Source organism: Pseudomonas sp. PSPC3-2 (assembly GCF_049897085.1).
Taxonomy (GTDB): domain Bacteria; phylum Pseudomonadota; class Gammaproteobacteria; order Pseudomonadales; family Pseudomonadaceae; genus Aquipseudomonas; species Aquipseudomonas paraveronii.
Genome location: NZ_JAFCVO010000009.1, coordinates 239,434 through 256,042, shown reverse-complemented (window position 1 = coordinate 256,042; position 16,609 = coordinate 239,434). Strand labels below are relative to the sequence as shown.

The window sequence follows — 16,609 nt, the reverse complement described above, 5'->3', positions numbered from 1 at the left end:
CGCTCCTTGATCAAGAATCGGCGGATTATGCCAGAGCCTCCCAGCAAAACTCCACGCAGACACTGCGCCCGCCGTCGGACCAGCGTACATCGCTACTCAGTTGACGCACCAGGCCCAAGCCGCGACCAGACAGACGGTCGAGATCGAGCGGGCGAGCCAGTACCTGTTCCACATCGAACCCGGGGCCGCTGTCTTCGATGCGCAAGGTCATCCTGCCGCCCGTAGCGGTGGGCTCTACCTGCACATGCACGCGCACATAACCGCTGTTGAGTTGCACCAGCCGCTCATTGCGCTGGCGGTAATACTGCGCAAAACCTTCAGCATTGCGCTTGAGCCGCGAGTCCAGGCCCAGCACGCCATGCTCCAGGGCGTTGGAATACAGTTCGGCCATCACGCTGTAGAGCGCCCCGCTCTGCTCGCGCAAGCCGTGGATCTCCAGCAGCAGTTGCAACAGATAGGGCAACGGGTTGTAGCGTTTGAGGGTCTCGGCGCGAAACTCGAAACTCACCGACCAATCCAACGGGCACGACTGGCCACTGTCGGCATACAGCGGCCCCGTCGCACGCATCGACTGGCCGGCCTGCAGGGTAATTTCGAGCATGCTCACGTCATCCCGCGCCTCACCGCGAAACGCCGCCAGGGCCTGCTCGATATCCTCGAACAAGCGGTCGGGCTCACGATTGGCGGCAAACACCTGCTGCAAGCGCTCGGCGCCGAACAATTGTTCGTTGGCATCGGCGGTATCCAGCACGCCATCGGAGAGCAGAAATACGCGGTCGCCCAGGGCCATCGGCCAGACTTCGGTGCGATCATCGAACGCCTGCGCCGACAGCACGCCCAACGGCAAGTGCCGTGATATCAGCGGCGTGCGCTTACCGGTGGCGACTTCATGCACATAGCCCTCGGGCATGCCGCCATTCCAGACTTCCACCGCACGCCGTTGCGCGCTCAGGCACAACAGCGTCGCGCAGCAGAACATGTCCACCGGCAGGATGCGTTTGAGCTTGGCGTTCATCTCCCGCAGGATCTGCGTCAACCCGTAGCCCTTGGCCGTCATGCCATAGAACACTTCGGCCAACGGCATGGCGCCGACCGCCGCTGGCAGGCCGTGCCCGGTGAAGTCGCCGAGCAGCACATGCATGTCACCCGCCGGCGTGTAGGCTGCCAACAACAAGTCGCCGTTGAACAGCGCATAGGGCGATTGCAGGTAGCGAATGTTCGGCGCCGCGTTGATGCAACCCGAATGGGCGACCTTGTCGAACACCGCCTTGGCCACGCGCTGCTCATGCAGCAGGTAGTCATGGTGCTTGGCGATCAGGTCACGCTGCTGCAACACCGTGGCCTGCAGGCGGCGCAGGCGATCCATCGCATTGATCTTGGCCGCGAGAATCAGCGGGTTATAGGGCTTGGGCAAGAAGTCATCGCCACCGGCATCCAGGCACTGGGCCAGGGCTTCGCTTTGGCGCAGGGAGGTGAGGAAGATGATCGGCACCAGGGCCTCACCCGCCAGTTGCTTGATCCGCCGCGCGGCCTCAAAGCCATCCATCACCGGCATCAGGGCGTCCATCAGCACCAGTTGTGGACGTTCGCGGGCAAACAGCTCGACGGCTTGTGCGCCGTTGCTGGCGGTGAGCACCTGGTGGCCCTGGCGCCGGACGATGGTCGACAGCAACAGCAGGTCGGCGGCGCTGTCTTCGGCGATCAGGATGGTCAGCGGTTCGAGGACCGGAGCCAGCGCGCTCAATTGATGTCGAACAGTTTGTCGAAATTGGAAATCGCGAGGATCTTGCGCACGTCGGAACTGCTGTTGATCACCTGGATTTCCGAGTTATCTCCCCCGGCATGATCGCGCAGCAGCAGGAGCATGCCCAGGGCGGAGCTGTCCATGTAGGTGGTTTCTTTCAGGTCGACGATGTATACGTCTGGCACCTTGTAGAAACGCTCGTAGGCGTCACGAAAGAGCTGGTGGCTGCCGAAATCGAACCGGCCCTTGATTGCGATCGTCAACTTCTTCCCATCCAGGGATACTTCTGACTCGACTGACATGTGACTGCTTCCTTGTCATGGGTCTAGATACAAGGTGTAGCAGGCTAACCGGATGTGGGCAACACAGCGAAGCAAATGTGGGAGGGGGCTTGCTCCCTCCCACATTGAGTCCGGAGCTTGGCGCTAGTAGGGATTCTGGCGCGGCAGGCGCTGGGACAACTCATCGAGCAGTTTTTGCTCGCGCTTATCCTCAAGCGCCCGCGCCTCATCGATATAGCGCTGCACCAGCTTGCGCAACCCTTCGACCCGGGCATACGCCTGCTGCCAGCTTTCGCGGGCCTTGTCGAGGTTGTTCTGGTGCCAGGCCAGGCTCTGGCGCTGCTGGCCGACAGCGGTTTCAAGCTGGTTGAGAAAGCCCTGGTAGCCCATCAGCCACTGGCCGGACACGCCTTTGGTGCCGCGCTCGATCCACTGCTGCTGGTACTCGCCGCGAAAGCGCTCCAGGTCGCCGAGCTTACTTTCCGCCAGGCGCACCTGGCCCTGGAAGTAACCCAGGCGCTGGACGGCGGTTTTTTCGGCCTTTTCGGCCATGTCCACCACCGGGGCCAAGCGTGAGGAGCGGTTGCTGGCCATGGCTTAGCCGCCTGGCGCGGGGGCGAAGATGGACTGCAGGTGCGCTTCGCTTTCGCCCATGCTGATGTTGTCGTTGAGGCCTTGGCGCAGGTAGGTGACCAATTGCGGTTGCAGGGCAATCGCCAGGTCAGTCTCACGATCGCCGCCGGCCACATAGGCGCCAACGCTGATCAGGTCGCGACTTTGCTGGTAGCGCGACCACAACTGCTTGAACTGCTGGGCACGGGCCATGTGCTCCGGGGTGACCACCGACGGCATCACCCGGCTGATGGACGCTTCGATGTCGATGGCCGGGTAGTGCCCCTCCTCCGCCAGGCGCCGCGACAGCACGATGTGACCGTCGAGCACGCCCCGCGCCGAGTCGGCGATCGGGTCTTGCTGGTCATCGCCTTCAGACAACACGGTGTAAAACGCGGTGATCGACCCACCCCCCGCCTCGGCATTACCGGCGCGCTCCACCAGCTTGGGCAACTTGGCGAACACCGACGGCGGATAGCCCTTGGTGGCCGGCGGCTCGCCGATGGCCAGGGCGATTTCCCGCTGGGCCTGGGCGAAACGCGTGAGGGAGTCCATCAGCAACAGGACGTTCTTGCCCTTGTCGCGAAAATATTCGGCGATGCGCGTGCAGTACATGGCGGCGCGTAAACGCATCAGCGGCGCATCGTCGGCCGGGGACGCAACGACGACGGAACGCTTGAGGCCTTCTTCACCGAGGCTGTGCTCGATGAACTCCTTCACTTCCCGGCCCCGTTCGCCGATCAGCCCCACCACGATGATGTCGGCCTCGGTAAAACGGGTCATCATGCCCAGCAACACCGACTTACCCACGCCGGTACCGGCAAACAGGCCGAGGCGCTGGCCGCGACCGACCGTCAATAAACCGTTGATGCTGCGAATGCCCACGTCAAGCGGCTGGCTGATGGGGTTGCGCTTGAGCGGGTTGATGGTGGGGCCATCCATCGGCACCCAGTCTTCGGCTTTCATGCCGCCCTTGCCGTCCAGCGCACGACCGGCACCGTCCAGCACGCGACCGAGCATGCTCATGCCCATGGGCAGGCGGCCGGTATCGGCCAGCGGCACCACGCGGGCGCCGGGGGCGATGCCCGCCAGGCTGCCAACCGGCATCAGGAAAATCTTGCTGCCGGAAAAGCCCATCACCTCGGCTTCGACCTGCACCGGGTGGTAACTGTCGTCGTTGATCACCAGGCAGCGGCTGCCCATGGCGGCGCGCAGGCCTTCGGCTTCGAGGGTCAGGCCAACCATGCGCAGCAAGCGCCCTTCGAGGATCGGCTGGCCGGGCAACTTGGTGGCCTCGGCATACCCGCTCAGACGCTTGGCGAAACTGGTGCGATCAAGGCGCATCAGGGGCGTCCAGGTCCACGCTCATGTCAGGTTCGGCCGGGTTCAGGACCTGCTCGTGCACCTGGTCCAGCAACTGGGCCATGATCTGGCTGATGCGCGTTTCCACCGTGGCGTCGATGCGGCTGTATTCGGTCTCGACGCGGCAACCACCGGGCTGCAGCGCTGCATCTTCGACGATGCGCCAGGTTTCTTCATGGCGCTCGCGCAGGGCTTTGACCTGTTCGAAATCCTGCGGGTTGATGTGCAGCCGCACATTGCCGACACCCAGGGGCAGCAGCTTGAGGGCTTCACGCATGACGCTTTCGATCTGACTGGAGTCCAGCACCAGCTCACGCTGGATCACCTGGCGGGCGATGTGTTCGACCAACCCGACCATGGCTTTTTCGATCTGCGAATCCTGCTCGGCGATGGGCTCGAACAGGCTGCCCATCAGGCGTTCCAGGCTGGCCAGCTTGACGTTCAAGGCAGCCTCGGCTTCCTGGCGAACCTTGAGCGTGGTGCTGCGAAAACCATCTTTTTCGCCAGCGGCGAAGCCTTCGTTGTAGGCCTCCTGGCGAATGCTTTCCAACTCTTCCAGGGTCAGCGGCTGGACTTCTTCCAGCGGCACTTCTTCCATTTCCGCCGGCAGTTCTTCCACAGGCTCAGGTTCGGGCTCCGGCACATGCGGATCGAAGCTGGGCAACGACCAGATGTCGAACCCGCCCACGTCCCGCGCGCGAATCAGGTCGCTGGGCGCTTCATCTTTGTTCGACATGCGAGGCGCCTTAGATCATTTCTTCGCCGCCCTTCCCACCGAGAACGATTTCTCCGGCTTCGGCCATACGGCGGGCAATCGTGAGGATTTCCTTCTGCGCGGTTTCCACGTCGCTGACGCGTACCGGGCCTTTGGCTTCCAGGTCGTCGCGCAACAGTTCGGAGGCGCGCTTGGACATGTTCTTGAAGATCTTTTCCTTGACGCCTTCGTCCGAACCCTTGAGGGCCAGTACCAGCACGTCGGAGGAGACTTCGCGCAACAGCGCCTGGATGCCACGGTCGTCGACATCGGAGAGGTTGTTGAACACGAACATGAGGTCTTCGATCTGGCCGGACAGGGTGTCGTCGATCTCGCGGATCGAGTCCATCAACTGGCCTTCGACCGAGCTGTCGAGGAAGTTCATGATGTCGGCTGCGCGCTTGATACCGCCCAAGGTGGTACGCGAAGCATTCGAGTTGCCCGAGAACTGCTTCTCGAGAATCGTGTTGAGTTCTTTCAGGGCCGCCGGCTGCACGGTGTTCAACGACGACACGCGCAGGATGATGTCCAGGCGCACTTTATGGTCGAAGTGGCCGAGCACTTCGCCGGCCTGGTCGGGGTCGAGGTACGCCACCACGATCGCCTGGATCTGCGGGTGCTCGTAGCGGATCACGTCGGCGACGGCGCGCGGCTCCATCCATTTCAGGCTGTCGAGGCCGCTGGTGTTGCCGCCCAACAGGATGCGGTCGATCAGGCCGTTGGCCTTGTCTTCGCCGAGGGCCGAGGTGAGCATCTTGCGGATGTAGCTGTCGGAGCCGACGCCCAGGCTGGTCTGGTCGCCGACGATCTCGACGAACTCGCTCATCACCTGTTCGACCTGCTCTCGGTGAACGTTGCGCATCTGCGCCATGGCCACGCCCACGCGCTGGACCTCTTTGGGCCCCATGTGGCGCAGCACTTGTGCGGCGTCGGTTTCACCCAGGGACAGCAGCAGGACTGCGGCTTTGTCGACCTTGGTGAGCTTGGCAACAGCGGCTCGACTATCACTCATCTGCGTTAATCCACTCTTTCACGACCTGGGCCACACGGCCCGGGTCTTCTGCCACCAGACTCTTGATTGCGTTCAACTGAGCGTCATAGCCTTCGCTCGGGCTTGGCAACAGGATGCTTTGCGGGCCGCCGAGGCTGACGCGGTCGTTGGCCAGTTCGCCATCCAGGCCGCCCATGCCACCCAACTCGACATCGCTGCCACCGAAGGTTGCCAGTTGTTTCTTACCATTGCCGGTGATGTTGTTGAGCACCGGACGCAGCACGCCGAACACCAGCACTACGATGAACAACACGCCCAGCACTTGCTTGACGATGTCCCAGAACCACGGTTGGGTGTAGAACGCCGCTTCAGCGATGACTTCGCCACGCTCGGCGGAGAACGGCATGTTGATCACGCTGACGCTGTCACCACGGCTGGCGTCGAAACCGACGGCATCCTGCACCAGGCGAGTGAAGCGTGCCAATTCGTCGGCGCTCCACGGCGCGCGGGTGACGGCGCCATCAGCGGCGGCGATCTTGACCTGGTCATCGACCACCACCGACACCGACAGGCGATTGATCCGGCCCTGTTGCTGCTTGGTGTGGCTGATGGAACGGTCGAGTTCGAAGTTCTTGGTCGACTGGTTACGCTTGTCCGCCGGGTACGGAGCGAGCATCGGCTGGCCGGTGGCCGGGTCCATGATCTGCTGACCGTTGGCGTCCAGCAGTGGCTGGCCAGCGGCAATGGCGCCAGCGGTCGCGGCGGCACCGCCGGTGGTCTGCGGGGCTGAAGCAGGGGCTGGCGGCTGATTGCTCAGGGCACCCGGCACACCTTGTGGGCCGCTGCTGGCGGTGCGTTGTTCGCTGGTCGATTGCTCGCTGCGCAGGGCCGGCTGGTCCGGGTTGAACTGCTCGGAGGTCGATTCGACGGCGCTGAAATCCACGTCGGCGGACACTTCAGCCTTGTAGCGATCGTTACCCAGCACCGGTTGCAGGATGTTGTGGACACGCTGGGTGAGCATGCTTTCCATGCGGCGGCTGTAGTCGAACTGCTTGCCGGCCTGGGTCAGCGAAGAGTTTTCCGCCATATCGGACAGCAGGTTGCCCTTCTGGTCGACTACGGTGATTTGCGACTTGCTCAATTCGGGAACGCTGGTGGCCACCAGGTTGATGATCGCCAACACTTGGCCAGGCTCCAGGGAGCGGCCGGAAAACAGTTCGACCAATACCGAGGCACTTGGCTTGCGCTCATCACGCACAAACACCGAGCTCTTCGGAATCGCCAGGTGAACACGGGCGCCCTTGACGTTGTTGAGGCTGGAGATGGTCCGCGCCAGTTCGCCTTCCAGGCCACGACGGTAGCGGGTCGCTTCCATGAACTGGCTGGTGCCCAGGCCCTGGTCCTTGTCGAGGATCTCAAAACCGATATTGCTGTCGGACGGGGTCACGCCGGCGGCGGCCAGCTTCATGCGGGCACGGGCGACATCATCGGCCTTGACCAGCAGCGCCCCGGAGTTGGGCTCCACGGTGTAGGCGATGTCGGCGGCGGCCAGGGTTTCCATGATCTGCTTGGAATCCATACCGGCCAGGCTACCGTAAAGCGGCCGGTAATCGGGTTGCTGCGACCACAGCACCACGGCAAAACCAATCGCCACGCTGGCAGCCAGGCCGACCATCAGGCCCACCTGACGCAGCATGGTCATTTCCGAGAGGTTTTCCAGGAACGACAGGCCAAACAGCGGCGGCTTGCCGTCTGCCTTGGCGGGTACGTTGTCCACGACTGCTTCTGCCATGACTTAAATCTCGCCCTTAAACCGGCATCTGCATGATGTCTTGATAAGCCTGAACCAGTTTGTTGCGCACCTGGGTCAAGGCTTGAAAGGACACAGTGGCTTTCTGCGAAGCGACCATCACGTCGGTCAGGTCCACGCCGCTCTTGCCGATCTCGAACGCGGTCGCCAACTGGTTGGAGGCTTGCTGAGTGTCACTGACTTTGTTGACTGCCTGGCCGAGCATGTCGGCGAAACTGCTTTGGCCCAATTCCGGCGCTGGCGCGACGGATTTCGGTTGAGCCATGGCATCCATTTGCATGGAGCGCATATCCAACATCAACCGATTGAACTCAATACCCTGGCTCATGACCTTCTCTCTCCGACGACCCGCATTTTTTTGACACTACGCAGCAGTTACTAGGGGTGGTAGCAACAAGGGTGCCAGCTCTGTAGCAACTTGTAAGAAAAGGCGACAAAACTTGTCGACCTTGTTACCGATCAGGTGGCGAAAAGGTAGCCTTCCACGTCCATCCCAGCGTCGCGCATCTGCGCCAGCTTGTAGCGCAAGGTGCGCGGGCTGATGCCCAGGCGCTCGGCCGCTTCTTTGCGGCGGCCGCGTTCGGCGCGCAGGGTGTCGATGATCATCTGGAATTCGCGGCGGCGCAGGTCGTCGCCCAGAGCCCCTGCAGACTCGGCTTCAGCGACCAGCGGCACGGGCGCCAGGCTCGGTAACGGCGCGGCGCCACTGCCCATGGCCAGGCAGAAGTCCTGGGGCTGGATCAAGCCGCCCTGTTGCAAAATCAATGCACGCTGAATCGCGTTGTCCAGCTCCCGCACGTTGCCGGGCCACGCGTAGCTGATCAGGCAGGCCTGGGCTTCGACCGACAGCCGCGCCTGGGCGTGCTTCATTTTTTTGACGTGGTTGTTCAGCAGACGCTCGGCCAGCGGGATGATGTCCGCCGGGCGCTCGCGCAGTGCGCGCCAGGCCAGGGGGAATACCGAGAGACGGTAGAACAAGTCTTCCCGAAAGCGCCCCGCCGCCACTTCGCCGGCCAGGTCGCGGTTGGTGGTGGCGACCACGCGGATATCCAGCTGGATCGGCTTGCGCGCACCGACCCGCTCCACTTCACGCTCTTGCAGCACCCGCAGCAGCTTGGCTTGTAGGCCCAGGGGCATTTCCGAAATTTCGTCAAGCAGGATGGTGCCGCCGTCGGCCTGTTCGAACTTGCCCGCCTGGGCCGCGATGGCGCCGGTGAACGAGCCCTTTTCGTGGCCGAACAGCGTGGCTTCGAGCATGTTGTCGGGGATCGCCGCGCAATTGATCGCGATAAAGGGCTGCTGGGCGCGGCCCGATTGCTGGTGGATATAGCGCGCCAACACTTCCTTGCCGGTGCCCGACTCGCCGGAAATCAACACGGTTGAGTCACTGCGCGCCACGCGGGCCGCGAGTTCCAGCAATTGTGCGCTGGAGGGTTCGAAGGCAATCGGGCCGTCGCCTTCACCGGCCGGAATCACTCCCAGGGCATGCCGCGCCACCAGTTCGATCAACGCCTTGGGCTCGAAGGGCTTGACCAGATAATCCGCCGCACCCTGGCGCATGGCGTCCACCGCGCGCTCGACGGCGCCATGAGCGGTCATCAGCAACACCGGCAGTTGCGGCTGTCGCGCACGCAGCAGGCCGAGCAACTGGTGGCCGTCCATGCCTGGCATGTTCACGTCGCTGACCACCAGGCTGAAGGGCTCTTGCTCCACCGCCTCCAAGGCTTCCTCGGCGGAACCGACCGCACGATAGTCATGGCCCGCCAGCAACAGCGTGTCAGCCAATGCCTCACGTAGGGCACGATCGTCTTCCACCAACAAAACCTTGATAGCCATAGCCTTTTTACTCCGCGCTTGCCGCGCATGAAAACAGCGGCAAGGTCATCAATGCACAGGTGCCACGCCCCAAGCGGGAACGCAGTTGCAATTCTCCCTGATGGGCACGTGCCACTGCCTTGACCACCGTCAGGCCCAGGCCCGTACCGTTGGTCTTAGTGGTAAAAAACGGTTCGCCGAGGCGTTGCAGCACCCCCGGCTCGATGCCGCTACCGCTGTCGCTGATGCACAGGCGCAGGGTTTGTGCGCGGGTGTACAGATGCACCTTGAGCTGCGCGCCGGGGCCGCTGGCCTGGGTCGCGTTTTCGATCAGGTTGAGCAGCGCGCCCACCAGCGTGTCGCGGTTGCACAACAATTCGCCTTGGTGGCTGTCGCACTGCCAGCGCACATTGGCGCCCTGGACGTGGGTGGCGGCCGCCGCTTGCAGGGCCTGCATCAGGCCGGACGGGGTGAGGCGGTCGGTCAGCGGCAATTCTCCGCGGGCAAACACCAGCATGTCGCGCACCTGGTGCTCCAACTCATGCAAACGCTCCTTGAGTCGTCCGGCAAAACGCTGCTGGGTTTCGGCGGGCAATTGCTCATCAGTCAAATGACTGGCGTAGATCAACGCCGCCGACAACGGCGTGCGGATCTGATGCGCCAAAGAAGCGACCATCCTTCCCAACGACGACAAGCGTTCATGGCGCGCCAGTTGGTCTTGCAGGTGACGGGTTTCAGTCAGGTCGTTGAGCAGCACCAGTTGGCCGGGCTCGGCATCCAGGGAGCGCGTGGCGATAGACAGGCGGCGCCCATCCTTGAGGGAGATTTCATGGCCGTCATCGTCACGCGGTGCGAAGCAGCGGGTGATGACATGGCGCCATAGCTCGCCCTCCAACGGCAGCCCGAGCAGGTCGCAGGCGGCCGGGTTGGCTTCGCGCACGCGGCCCTGGTCGTCGATGACGATCACGCCGCCGGGCAACAGGTCGAGGAGGTTTTGCAGACGGTTGGCCAGGCGCTCTTTCTCGGCCAGCTCTTCCATGCGCTGCGCACTGACGACCGCCAGTTCACCCTTGAGCTCGGAGACCCGCGCTTCCAACAGGCTATAGGAGTCATTCAGTTGGCTGGACATCTGGCTGAACAGCGAGAACGCCTGCTCAAGGCCATGTCGGCTGAGCTGTTCGGCGGTCGGGACCGGCCCCTGGAGCTCAGGGACCGAAGATAGTTGGGCGGCGTGGGGCATCATGCTCTCTCGCTTGGCTGACCGTCAGTTAAACGGAACGTTGCGAGGGCTGTAGCAATACCCGTGCCTAAAAAAAACCACCTATAAAACAGTGGCTTGAAAAACAGGCGTCAATCATCTGCCTGTTCATCACCGTCTCGACGACTCATCCCGTACTTGCGCATCTTCTCCACCAGGGTGGTTCGACGGATGCGCAAGCGCTCGGCCGCACGGGCGACGATGCCGTTGGCGTCGTCCAGGGCTTGCTGGATCAGCCCTTGTTCGAGGTTGCCGAGGTAGTCTTTGAGGTCAAGCCCTTCCGGCGGCAGCATGGCGTTGGCACCGAAGTCCGGGGTATGGCCGTTGATGGCGATCCGCTCTTCCATGTCACTGCGCAGGCTGTCCACCAGATGCTCGTCTTCTTCGTCGACGTAGCGGAATTTCTTCGGCAGCTCGACCACGCCGATCACACCGTAGGGATGCATGATCGCCATGCGCTCCACCAGGTTGGCCAGCTCGCGGACGTTGCCCGGCCAGGCGTGGCGGCACAGGGACATGATCGCCGCCGAATTGAAGCGAATCGAGCCGCGCTTTTCGTGCTCCATGCGTGAGATCAGTTCGTTCATCAGCAGCGGGATGTCTTCCACGCGCTCACGCAGCGGAGCCATCTCGATCGGGAACACATTGAGGCGGTAATAGAGGTCTTCGCGGAAGCTGCCGACCTCGATCATGCTTTCGAGGTTCTTGTGGGTCGCCGCAATGATGCGCACGTCGACGCTCTGGGTTTTGTTGCTGCCCACGCGCTCAAAGGTGCGCTCCTGCAGCACGCGCAGCAGCTTGACCTGCATCGGCAGCGGCATGTCGCCGATTTCGTCGAGGAACAGGGTGCCGCCGTTGGCCAGCTCGAAACGCCCGGCACGGCTGGTGATCGCCCCGGTAAAGGCGCCCTTCTCGTGGCCGAACAATTCGCTTTCCAGCAGCTCTGCCGGGATCGCCCCGCAGTTGACCGGCACAAACGGCCCGTCGCGGCGCTTGGAGTGATAGTGCAGGTTGCGCGCGACCACTTCCTTGCCGGTGCCCGACTCGCCGAGGATCAGCACGCTGGCGTCGGTATCGGCCACTTGCTGCATCATCTGGCGCACGTGCTGGATCGCCCGGCTGGTGCCAACGAGGCTGCGGAACAGGTTGGGCTCACGGTGGCGACCACGCTCACGGGCCTGGTCGTACATTTCGCGATAGACCTGGGCGCGGTGCAGGGAGTCGAGCAATTTGCTGTAGCTGGGCGGCATTTCCAGGGTGGACAACACGCGGCGGCGCTGGTCTTCCGGCAGGTCGAGCGAAGAAATATCGCCCATCAGCAACACCGGAAGGAACTCATCCCAGGTTGACAGTGTCTTTAACAAGCCCAGAACTGCGCCAGGAGCGTTTACCGTCCCAATCAGCACACAAAGGATTTCACGGCTCGACGACAACGAGCTGACCGCCTGCTGCCAATCGTGGCTACCGCAGGGAAGATTTTCTTCGCCGAGAAAATTCAAAATCACCGCTAAATCGCGGCGGCGGACGCTATCGTCATCAATCAGCAGAATTTTGGTTTCACGCCACATGCAATAGCAACTTCCCTAGTAAAACGCTCCGCCCAGAGTGTGGGCTATCTAGATGCCTGTAAGACTTCTTACCTTACTAGACGTCTGAAATCTGAAAACAGCACTAGTTAAGTCAAAAATGCTGGCACAGTCAAATATATGACGCGCCGTTCGGATTAACTGCGCCCGGTCAACCGAACAGATGGTAAACCTTTGACGCATTTTCCGCTCGGTTGATCTGCGACATCTCTTCGAAAATCGCCTGGCGCTCGCCAGTCGTCACCTCAAGCAACTGCTGATAGACCGCCAACAAGCTCTCGAGCTTTTCCCGCAGGGCATCCTCGTCCACCGGCGCATTATTGAGCGCCTCATCAATCACCGCACGGCAGCCCATATCCAGTTCGCCGATAGCGTCCCAATTACGTTCAGCCAATGCGTCGACCAAAGCTTCGCGGGTTTCGTCAATCCGTTGCAGGGCGTGGCTCATGACATCTTCCTCAGGCCCAAAGGCCTACAGTGTTGCAATACCGTCCCAGCCTTCCTTGAGCGTAATCATCAGGCCGGCTACTTCGTCGATCATGGTGACATCGCTCTTGCTGTTTGCTTCCAGCAGGCGCGTGGTCATATAGGCGTACAGGTTATCCAGTTGCTGCAACGCCGCCGGGTCATCAGTTTTTTTTGGGTTAAGGCCATCACGCAAGCCGATCAAGATGTCGATCGCCTTGCCCAACAACAAGCCTTTTTGCGCGATATCACCACGAGCCATGGCGCCCTTGGCCTGAGCCATGCGATCCAAAGCGCCTTCCATCAGCATCTGGACCAAACGGTGTGGGCTGGCCTCGGAGACCTGGGCATGGGAATTGACCTTCTGATATTGGCGAAGGGCTCTCATGGGATTCATTTTTCTACCTCGTGACAGGCAACACTAAAAAGAACGGCTCTGGTAATTATGTCGACGGTATCGCAAAAAACTTTAAGCCGGCGGTCTGGCGAAGGCCACGCCCGACAAAGGTCATCACCTCGCCGGGCGGCCTCATTGAGGATCAGTTGCTCTTCGTACTGTTCAGTGAATCGAGCGTGGTCATGACGCTTGTTCGTTGAGAGGTGAGCTGCGCAACCAGGTTGTTCATCGCCGTGTATTTAGCGGTCAGACTCGTCTTCAGCGCGGCCATGCGCGCCGTTAGAGTATCCTGCTGGGTTTGCATATCCTTGAGGTCGCTCGACAGCGTCGTTGAACGCGTGGCGAGGATGCCGGTATTGCTTAGCGCATAGCTGTCAGTCGCCGATTTCATACGCGCCAGCAGACCATTGTCACCGTTGAAGATGCCGCCGATGTCGGTGGGGTTAGTCAAGACAGCCGCACCGAACAGTTTATCGTCAATGCTCAGCTTGCCGCTTGTCTGGTCAGTATTCACACCAAACTGAGCCAGGGACTTCAACGTTCCCGAACCCGACAATGCGTTCAACTGACTACGCAAAGCCGACTGCAGATTGCGCATGGTGGCATCGCCCGTCAGCGCAGAGCCCGTGGTAGTGCCATTAGCGTTGGTGGTGACTGCCGTCTCAGTGTTCATCGCGGTTACCAAGGCGTTATAGGTATCCACGAACCCCTTGACCGAGCTCTTGAGCGTGTCGGTACTACGTGTGACCGAAATGGTCGACGCCACCCGGTTAACGCCGTCAGAAGACATTGCCGAGACGCCCGTCAACTTGATACTCACGCCACTGATCGCGTCAGCCAGGTTGTTGCTCTTGGATTCCTGCGCCGTACCGTCGATGGTGTATTTCGCATTCTGCGGCACGCCGCCCGCCAACACCGAGGTGCCGACTTCCAGGCCGGAGTTGCCGCCAATGGTAATGTCGGTGCCGGCCCCGGTATTGGTCGACGTCATGACCAGACGGGAACCCGTGGAGTCGGTCAGGATGTTGGCACTCAAGCCTGCGCTCGTGTATTGCGAGTTGATCGAGTCGCGCACTTGCTGCAACGTCGCGCCCGCGGGCACATTGACCGAATAATTCTTACCCGATTGGGAGAGCGTCAGGCTGGTCGCTGAGGCGGTCGAGTTGATGACCGTCGACGCACCGCCCGCGTAAGTCTTGCTAGCGACCTTAGAGGCCGTCGCCAACTGGTTGACCACCAGCGCGTAAGTCCCGGTGGAGGCACCGGCACCCAGGGTGATGGAGGAAATGCTGGAATCCGAGGTGCTCGCCGTCATACCGCCGATACTGGCGTCCTTGGCCATGTTGTCCATGGCACCGCGAAAAGCATCCAGCGCCGCTTGAATCTTGCCGATCGAGGACAGCTGGGCGGTCGACGTCTGCGTTTGCTTGTTGATCTGCGACTGCTTGGGTGCTTGTTCCGCGTTCACCAAAGCTGTCACGATCGACTCAGTGTTGATACCCGTAACCGGGCCGCTTACCGTGATATCACCCATGACTCTATCTCCTGATTGGGGCTGGCGCTTTCTTGACGGACGACGCCTCAAGCAGCTACAGCAACAAAATTCATGCCAGCTCAGACTTTGGCGTTAAACAACACGTTGCTGGCGTCGTGAAGGTTTTGTGCGAGTTTCAATGCCGTTTCCGAAGGGATCTGACGAATGACCTCGCCGGTTTCGGTCGCAATGACCTTGACCACCACCTGATGGGTGGAGTCATCAATGGAAAAATCCAGGTTACGCTGGGTAGCCTGGACGAATTTGCGAATATCCGTCACCGCCTGTTCAAGGTCCGACGGCTTCGAGTCCTGTTTGGGTTCGACCGTGGCAACCGTAGGATCGACCTTGGTTTGCTGCGGGTCGCTGCTCTTGGCGGCAGGAGCACTCTGCGGCGCCGCTGCAGGATAAGACTGGTTCAACTTGACGCTCATGTCCATGTCCAATCTCCTCATCACGCAAAAGACAAAAGGGCACGTAAACGCGCCCTTCCGTCAGTCATCTACCGATGGCTATTACTGAAGCAGCTTCAGTACAGCGGAAGGCAGTTGGTTGGCCTGGGACAGGATCGCAGTGGACGCCTGTTGCAGGGTTTGTTGCTTGGTCAACTGAGCAGTTTCAGCAGCGTAGTCAACGTCCTGGATCTGGCCGCGAGCGGCAGTGGAGTTGTTGGCGATGCTAGTCAGGTTGGCAACGGTGTTGTCGAAACGGTTTTGTACAGCACCGAGACCGGCACGCTGGGAGTCGATGTCCGAGATCGCCTGGGTGATCACGTCGATCGCGTTCTGCGCGTTGCTAGCAGTGGTAACGTCGGTGTTGTTGACGGTGGTTTTGGCGGAGTTGGCAGCAGTACCTGTGGCGGCGAACAAACCCGTTACACCAGCACCGTTCAGCGCGTAGCTGTTGGAAGAGTTCAGCGAAACAGCACCGGTCGCAACGATAGCGGTGGCGGCCAGAGCAGTAGCAGTACCGTAGGCACCGCTACCGCCTTTGGTTGCAACCGAGATACCAGCAGCACCGCCGTCGCCAGCGTTGAAGGTCAGGTTCTCACCAGTGTCAGACTTGACCGACAGAGAGTTGGTAGTCGAATCGTAGTTAACGCTGATGCCCAGCTTGGCAGCGTTGGACTTCAGTTGGTCAGCCAGGTCGGAAGTGCTGGTCACGCCAGTGAACTGGACCGCAGAACCGCTACCCACTTGCAGGGTGAAGTTGGCGTTAGGCGGAGTAGCGCCAGCAATGGTAGCCGCGTTCACAGTGAACTGAGCTTCAGTGCTGGCAGTAGCAGCCAGGCCACCGACAGCGCCGTTCATTTGCGTAGCGATCTGCTTGGCGGAAGCGCCAGCTGCCAGGTTCACTGTTGCAGACTGACCACCACCGGTAACGATGATCGCGCCAGCGCCGATACCGGTTGCGTTAGGCGTCAGGGCCTGGGTTTTCAGCTGTTGCGAACCAATGTTGTTGGCGGCAACGTTACCGATGGTCATGTCGATAGTCTGGTTGGCGTTGGCGCCGACCTGGAACGAAGTAGTGCCGAAAGAACCGTCGAGCAGGTTCTTGCCACCGAAGGTGGTGGTGGTCGCGATACGGGTCAATTCAGCAGTCAGAGCGGAGTATTGAGCCTGGTTCGACTTACGGTCTTCAGCGCTTGGCGAGCCGTTCGCGGATTGCAGAGCCAGAGTACGCATGCTTTGCAGGATGTTGGTGGACTGCTGCATCGCGCCTTCAGCGGTCTGAGCAATCGAGCTACCGTCGTTGGCGTTTTTGATCGCAACGCCCAGGCCGTTGATTTGGCTGGTCAGACGGTCGGAGATTTGCAGGCCGGCGGCGTCGTCTTTAGCGCTGTTGATACGCAGGCCAGAGGACAGGCGCTGCATGGAGGTTTGCAGGGCAGTGGAAGCACTGTTCAGGTTTTTCTGAACGTTCAGCGAAGCAAGGTTAGTGTTTACTGTTAATGCCATGACGAAATCCTCGTGGGTGGTGTACTGCGGCTTCCGGCCCTG

Annotated in this window: 16 protein-coding genes; all 16 read right to left on the bottom strand. The window is 61.1% G+C overall.

Annotated features, from left to right (window positions below):
• Nucleotides 1–25 precede the first annotated feature (25 nt).
• The 16 genes from ACP7CJ_RS17225 to ACP7CJ_RS17150 all read right to left on the bottom strand — a co-directional run bounded on the left by ACP7CJ_RS17225 (nt 26) and on the right by ACP7CJ_RS17150 (nt 16,567).
• Nucleotides 26–1,744, bottom strand: a complete 1,719-nt coding sequence (locus ACP7CJ_RS17225) for a SpoIIE family protein phosphatase (protein WP_426100042.1) — start codon at nt 1,742–1,744, stop codon at nt 26–28.
• Nucleotides 1,741–2,046 (bottom strand): STAS domain-containing protein, encoded by a 306-nt coding sequence (locus ACP7CJ_RS17220; RefSeq protein WP_276194205.1) that lies wholly within the window; start codon nt 2,044–2,046, stop codon nt 1,741–1,743. Before ACP7CJ_RS17220 ends, ACP7CJ_RS17225 begins: the two co-directional genes overlap by 4 nt.
• Nucleotides 2,047–2,169: 123 nt before the next feature.
• A complete protein-coding gene (gene fliJ, locus ACP7CJ_RS17215; protein ID WP_276194206.1) occupies nt 2,170–2,619 on the bottom strand; it encodes a flagellar export protein FliJ in 450 nt (149 codons plus the stop codon).
• A gap of 3 nt (nt 2,620–2,622) precedes the next feature.
• Entirely contained in the window at nt 2,623–3,981 is a 1,359-nt protein-coding gene (gene fliI, locus ACP7CJ_RS17210) for a flagellar protein export ATPase FliI (RefSeq protein ID WP_253397705.1), read from the bottom strand.
• Nucleotides 3,971–4,735, bottom strand: coding sequence for a flagellar assembly protein FliH (fliH, locus tag ACP7CJ_RS17205; protein ID WP_276194207.1), 765 nt, complete (start codon nt 4,733–4,735; stop codon nt 3,971–3,973). The genes fliI and fliH overlap by 11 nt, the downstream gene beginning before the upstream one ends.
• Before the next feature lie 10 nt (nt 4,736–4,745).
• A complete protein-coding gene (gene fliG, locus ACP7CJ_RS17200; protein ID WP_048720872.1) occupies nt 4,746–5,765 on the bottom strand; it encodes a flagellar motor switch protein FliG in 1,020 nt (339 codons plus the stop codon).
• Nucleotides 5,758–7,536 (bottom strand): flagellar basal-body MS-ring/collar protein FliF, encoded by a 1,779-nt coding sequence (gene fliF, locus ACP7CJ_RS17195; protein ID WP_426100043.1) that lies wholly within the window; start codon nt 7,534–7,536, stop codon nt 5,758–5,760. The genes fliG and fliF overlap by 8 nt, the downstream gene beginning before the upstream one ends.
• A gap of 16 nt (nt 7,537–7,552) precedes the next feature.
• Nucleotides 7,553–7,882, bottom strand: a complete 330-nt coding sequence (gene fliE / locus ACP7CJ_RS17190; RefSeq protein ID WP_276194209.1) for a flagellar hook-basal body complex protein FliE — start codon at nt 7,880–7,882, stop codon at nt 7,553–7,555.
• Between the two features lie 131 nt (nt 7,883–8,013).
• The gene (locus tag ACP7CJ_RS17185) at nt 8,014–9,390 is read right to left on the bottom strand and encodes a sigma-54-dependent transcriptional regulator (RefSeq protein ID WP_426100044.1); all 1,377 of its coding nucleotides are present in this window, start codon (nt 9,388–9,390) and stop codon (nt 8,014–8,016) included.
• Between the two features lie 7 nt (nt 9,391–9,397).
• The gene (locus tag ACP7CJ_RS17180) at nt 9,398–10,609 is read right to left on the bottom strand and encodes a sensor histidine kinase (protein ID WP_426100110.1); all 1,212 of its coding nucleotides are present in this window, start codon (nt 10,607–10,609) and stop codon (nt 9,398–9,400) included.
• A 110-nt stretch (nt 10,610–10,719) separates the two neighbouring features.
• A complete protein-coding gene (locus tag ACP7CJ_RS17175) occupies nt 10,720–12,195 on the bottom strand; it encodes a sigma-54 dependent transcriptional regulator (protein WP_276194211.1) in 1,476 nt (491 codons plus the stop codon).
• A gap of 169 nt (nt 12,196–12,364) precedes the next feature.
• Nucleotides 12,365–12,661 carry a flagellar protein FliT gene (locus tag ACP7CJ_RS17170; RefSeq protein ID WP_276194212.1) on the bottom strand — a complete coding sequence of 99 codons (297 nt, stop codon included), beginning with the start codon at nt 12,659–12,661 and terminating at the stop codon, nt 12,365–12,367.
• A gap of 24 nt (nt 12,662–12,685) precedes the next feature.
• A complete protein-coding gene (gene fliS / locus ACP7CJ_RS17165; RefSeq protein WP_426100045.1) occupies nt 12,686–13,075 on the bottom strand; it encodes a flagellar export chaperone FliS in 390 nt (129 codons plus the stop codon).
• Between the two features lie 142 nt (nt 13,076–13,217).
• Entirely contained in the window at nt 13,218–14,609 is a 1,392-nt protein-coding gene (gene fliD, locus ACP7CJ_RS17160) for a flagellar filament capping protein FliD (protein WP_426100046.1), read from the bottom strand.
• An 80-nt stretch (nt 14,610–14,689) separates the two neighbouring features.
• Nucleotides 14,690–15,049 (bottom strand): flagellar protein FlaG, encoded by a 360-nt coding sequence (locus tag ACP7CJ_RS17155; RefSeq protein ID WP_426100047.1) that lies wholly within the window; start codon nt 15,047–15,049, stop codon nt 14,690–14,692.
• Nucleotides 15,050–15,124: 75 nt separating this feature from the next.
• Entirely contained in the window at nt 15,125–16,567 is a 1,443-nt protein-coding gene (locus ACP7CJ_RS17150) for a flagellin (RefSeq protein WP_426100048.1), read from the bottom strand.
• Between the last annotated feature and the right edge of the window lie 42 nt (nt 16,568–16,609).